The sequence below is a fragment of the Mycolicibacterium arseniciresistens genome (assembly GCF_030519285.1).
Lineage (GTDB): Bacteria > Actinomycetota > Actinomycetes > Mycobacteriales > Mycobacteriaceae > Mycobacterium > Mycobacterium arseniciresistens.
Genome location: NZ_JAUMSQ010000432.1, coordinates 1 through 4,347 on the forward strand (window position 1 = coordinate 1; position 4,347 = coordinate 4,347).

A 4,347-nucleotide genomic window follows, 5' to 3' on the forward strand; every position below is an offset into this window, starting at 1 on the left:
GGCATCGTCGCGGTGCTCGCGGCGTGCGCGGGCCGGCTCGTCGCGGTCGGCGGCGTCGACCCGGTGGTGCTGCTGCTGGTGGTGGCGTTGCTCGGGCTGGCCGTCGGCGGGGTCTATCAGCAGCGGTTCTGCTCCGACGTCGACTTCCGGGCCACCGCGGCGCTGCAGAACGGCGTGTCGCTGCTGCCCGTCGCGGCGCTGGCGGCGGTGATGCCGTTGACGGTGGGCGACCCGTGGCAGGCCGCGGGCGCGGTGGCCGCGGTGGTGCTGCTCAACGCGGTGCTGGGGATGACGCTGTTCGTCCGGGCGGTCAACAACTACGGGGCGGCGGCGGTCGCGATGCTGTTCGCGGTCATCCCCGCCGTGGCGGGTCTGCTGTCGTGGCTGATGCTGGGTCAGCGTCCGGACATCGGCATCGCGGTCGGGTTGGTGGTCGGCGCCGCGGCGTGCTGGCTGAACAGCTCGGCGTCAGGCCAGCAGCGTCAGGACGATCCAGCCGGCGACGGCGGACGGGAGCATCGCGTCGATGCGGTCCATGATCCCGCCGTGCCCAGGAAGTAGCGTGCCCATGTCCTTGATGCCGAGGTCGCGCTTGACCTGCGACTCGACCAGGTCGCCGAGCACTCCGGTGATCACCAGCATCAGGCCCAGCGGCACGCCGACCCACGCCGGTTTGTCGAGCACGAACGTCACCGCCAGCACGGCCGCGGTGATGCCGAACACCAGCGAGCCGCCCAGCCCCTCCCACGACTTCTTCGGGCTGATCGCCGGCGCCATGGTGTGCTTGCCGAACAGCACCCCGGCCACGTAACCGCCGATGTCGGCCAGCACCACCGTCAGGATCACGGTGAACACCCGTCCCCCGCCGTGGTCCTGGAAGATCAGCAGCGCGCTGAAACTCGCGAAGAGCGGCACCCACGTCGCGAGCAGCACCGCCGCGGAGATGTCGCGCAGATAGTTGACCGGCTGCGTGCGCAGCCCGCGCCTGAGCAGGCGCCACACCATGCACACCACGATCGTGCCGCCGTAGGCGCCGACCAGGCCGGTCGTGCCGAAGGGCCACGTCAGCCAGATCATCGCCTGGCCGCCGATCAGCAGCGGGATCGCCGGGAGGTCGTAACCGGCTTCGCCCAGCCTGCGGATCACCTCGTGCGTGGCGACCGGGATGAAGAGCGCCAGCACCGGCAGCCATCCGATCGGCGCGAACAGCAGGACGCCGATCGCCATCCCGCCGAGCAGGACGCCGACACCGATGGCGGCGGGCAGATCTCGACCAGCCCGCGACTTCTTCTTGGACGGTTCGTCCACCGGCGTGTCTGTCACGGGACTCGGGTGCTGATCGGTCACTAGACCTCCAGCAACTCGCCCTCTTTGTGTTTGACCAGATCGTCGATCTGGCTGGTGTAGGTGTGGGTGCTCTTGTCGAGATCCTTCTCGGCGCGGCTCACCTCGTCCTCACCCGCCTCGCCGTCCTTCTTGATCCGGCCGAGCTCCTCCATCGCCTTGCGGCGGATGTTGCGGATCGACACCCGGGCGTCCTCGCCCTTCGCCTTGGCCTGCTTGACCAGGTCGCGCCGGCGCTCCTCGGTCAGCTGCGGGATCGAAATGCGGATCACGTTGCCGTCGTTGGTCGGGTTCACCCCGAGGTCGGAGTTGCGGATCGCGTCCTCGATGTTGCGCAGCAGGTTCGTCTCGTAGGGCTTGATGACGACGAGCCTGGCCTCGGGGACGTTGATGCTCGACAGCTGGGTGATGGGCGTCATCGCGCCGTAGTAGTCGATGTTGATCCGCGAGAACATGCCGGGGTTGGCGCGACCGGTGCGGATCGACGCGAGATCGTCGCGCGCCACCGAAACGGCCTTCTCCATCTTCTCCTCGGCATCGAAGAGAGTTTCGTCGATCACTCCGGCTCCCGCCTCTGTCGCTCGCTGCTCGTCACACGCACACCCGGTCAGGTGGTGACCAGTGTCCCGATCTTCTCACCTGCCACCGCCCGGGCGATATTGCCGTCGGTGAGCAGGTTGAACACCAGGATCGGCATGCCGTTGTCCATGCACAGGCTGAACGCGGTGGCGTCGGCCACCCGCAGTCCGCGGTCGATGACCTCGCGGTGGGTGATCGCCGTCAGCAGCTTGGCGTCCGGATCCTCGCGCGGGTCGGCGGTGAACACCCCGTCGACGGCCTTGGCCATCAGCACCACCTCGGCGCCGATCTCGAGAGCGCGCTGGGCGGCGGTGGTGTCGGTGGAGAAGTACGGCAGCCCCATGCCCGCGCCGAAGATCACCACCCGCCCCTTCTCGAGGTGCCTGCGGGCCCGCAGCGGGATGTAGGGCTCGGCGACCTGGCCCATGGTGATCGCGGTCTGCACCCGGGTGTCGATGCCTTCCTTCTGCAGGAAGTCCTGCAGCGCAAGGCTGTTCATCACCGTGCCGAGCATGCCCATGTAATCGCTGCGGGTGCGTTCCATTCCGCGCTGCTGCAGCTGGGCGCCGCGGAAGAAGTTGCCGCCGCCGATCACCACGGCGACCTGCGCGCCGCTGCGCACCACCTCCGCGATCTGCCGGGCGACCAGGGCCACCACGTCCGGGTCGAGGCCCACCTGCCCGCCGCCGAACATCTCACCGCCCAGCTTGAGCAGGACACGGGTGTACATCGGCCGGATCGGCGGTGTCGAGATGTCGCTTGTTGCCGCCATCCGACTCCTTCGGGGTGCTCGCGCGAGGAAGCCATCCCGACACATGCGCGGGGGGACGGCTCCCCTGATCCTGCCAAATCGTACGGCTTCGGTCGTCGACGGGCGGGCGCGGCGGTGGATTCGGCGGCGATCCCCGCCGCGCTGCGGTTGGATGGGCCCCGTGGCATCCATCTCCCGCAGCCGGACGATCGCTGCGCCTCCGCAGGTGATCTTCGACGTCCTCGCCGACTTCGGCGCCCTGAGCACCTGGGCCGACGAGGTCACCGAATCCAGCGTGCTCGACCAGGGGTCCGACGGCCCGCTCGGCACCAGCCGCCGGGTCAAGGTCGGGCGCGACACCCTCGTGGAGACGATCACGGAGTTCGACGCGCCGAGGGCGCTGGCCTACGACATCGAGGGCCTGCCCAAGATCCTGCGGGATGTGTCGAACCGGTGGACGTTGCGGCCCGGCAACGGGTCGACCGACGTGACGGTGACCAGTTCCGTGCGGGTCAGCGCCGGGCCGGTGTCGAAGGTCATCGAGTGGGTGGTCACCCGCGTGATGGCCCGCAAGTCCGACGGGATGCTCGCCGGGATGGCCCGTCGCACCGAAACCGGATAGCCGACGCGCCTAGCCGAGGTGGGCCGTCAGCAGCCACGCCGGCATCGACTTGCGGCCACCGGCCTCGTCGCGCAGATCCGTCACGCCGAAGACGTCGGCGACGGGCATCTCCGCGGGCAGGTTGGCGTGGATGCGGGCGGGCCGGATCTCGTCGATCTCCCAGTACCTGCCGACGACGTCGCGCAGCTCCTCGGAGGTGACGGCGTTGATCGGGCTCTCGGCCGGCATGCCCGAGGCGTCGAAGACCAGCACGAAGTACGACGCACCCGGCGCCGCGGCGCGCACGATCGACTGCTGGTAGCCCTCGCGCAGTTCGACCGGCATCGAGTGGAACAGCGTCGAGTCGACGATCGTGCCGAACCGGCCGTCGTAGCCGGTGAACGAGCTGATGTCGGCGACCTCGTAGGTGGCGTCGGCGAGTCCGCGCCGGGCGGCCTCGGCGCGGGCCAGCTCGATGGCCGTCGGCGACTGGTCAAGGCCGACCGTGGTGAAGCCGCGTTCGGCGAGGAGCAGCGACACGGCCGCCTCGCCGCAGCCGGCGTCGAGCACGTCACCGTGGAACCTGCCCGCCTCGATCAACGCGGCGATCTCGGGCTGCGGTTCGTCGATGCTCCAGGGCGGCCGGTTGCCCGCGCCCAGGTCGCCGGCGTCGCGGCGGTAGGCCGACTCGAACATCACGTTCAGCTCTTCGGGAGGATTCGTCATACCCCCGGTTTATCAACAAGGTTGATATATGTCAATATGCTTGATATGGATGCGCGTGAGGACCAGCCGCTCGGCTACCTGCTGCACCGGGTGGCCTACGCGCTGCGCACCGAGGTGACCGCCACGGTGCTGGACCAGCTCGAACTGTCCTTCCCGCAATACCTGTGCATGCGGGTGCTGTCGAAGTCGCCCGGCCGCTCCAACGCCGAACTCGCCCGCGACATGTACGTCTCCCCGCAGGCGATGAACACCGTCGTGCGCAGCCTGCAGGACCGCGGCCTGGTCACCCGCCCGGCGTCGGTGGCGTCGGGCCGCTCGCTGCCCGCGGAGCTGACGGCCGCGGGCC

Annotated in this window: 7 protein-coding genes; 3 read left to right on the forward strand and 4 right to left on the reverse strand. The window is 69.4% G+C overall.

Annotation, left to right across the window (positions count from 1 at the left end):
- The coding region (locus Q2100_RS29900) for an EamA family transporter (RefSeq protein WP_302916934.1) at positions 1 to 561 on the forward strand (561 nt) is incomplete at its 5' end.
- Here Q2100_RS29900 and Q2100_RS29905 read toward each other — a convergent pair.
- The 3 genes from Q2100_RS29905 to pyrH are packed head-to-tail and all read right to left on the reverse strand — an operon-like array spanning position 469 to position 2,695.
- A complete protein-coding gene (locus Q2100_RS29905; protein WP_264015344.1) occupies positions 469 to 1,347 on the reverse strand; it encodes a phosphatidate cytidylyltransferase in 879 nt (292 codons plus the stop codon). The two genes, Q2100_RS29900 and Q2100_RS29905, sit on opposite strands and share 93 nt — an antisense overlap.
- Positions 1,347 to 1,904, reverse strand: coding sequence for a ribosome recycling factor (gene frr, locus Q2100_RS29910; RefSeq protein WP_264015343.1), 558 nt, complete (start codon positions 1,902 to 1,904; stop codon positions 1,347 to 1,349). The genes Q2100_RS29905 and frr overlap by 1 nt, the downstream gene beginning before the upstream one ends.
- 47 nt (positions 1,905 to 1,951) lie before the next feature.
- Positions 1,952 to 2,695, reverse strand: coding sequence for a UMP kinase (gene pyrH / locus Q2100_RS29915; RefSeq protein WP_264015342.1), 744 nt, complete (start codon positions 2,693 to 2,695; stop codon positions 1,952 to 1,954).
- A gap of 151 nt (positions 2,696 to 2,846) precedes the next feature.
- On the opposite strand from pyrH, the gene Q2100_RS29920 reads away from it, so the two are divergent.
- Complete coding sequence (locus tag Q2100_RS29920) at positions 2,847 to 3,296, forward strand: SRPBCC family protein (protein ID WP_407667723.1); 450 nt, start codon at positions 2,847 to 2,849, stop codon at positions 3,294 to 3,296.
- Positions 3,297 to 3,305: 9 nt separating this feature from the next.
- Here Q2100_RS29920 and Q2100_RS29925 read toward each other — a convergent pair whose 3' ends face one another.
- Positions 3,306 to 4,001 carry a class I SAM-dependent methyltransferase gene (locus tag Q2100_RS29925; RefSeq protein ID WP_302916936.1) on the reverse strand — a complete coding sequence of 232 codons (696 nt, stop codon included), beginning with the start codon at positions 3,999 to 4,001 and terminating at the stop codon, positions 3,306 to 3,308.
- Positions 4,002 to 4,046: 45 nt separating this feature from the next.
- Here Q2100_RS29925 and Q2100_RS29930 point away from each other — a divergent pair.
- Positions 4,047 to 4,347, forward strand: a 301-nt coding sequence (locus Q2100_RS29930) for a MarR family winged helix-turn-helix transcriptional regulator (RefSeq protein WP_302916937.1), incomplete at its 3' end; no start/stop codon positions are given.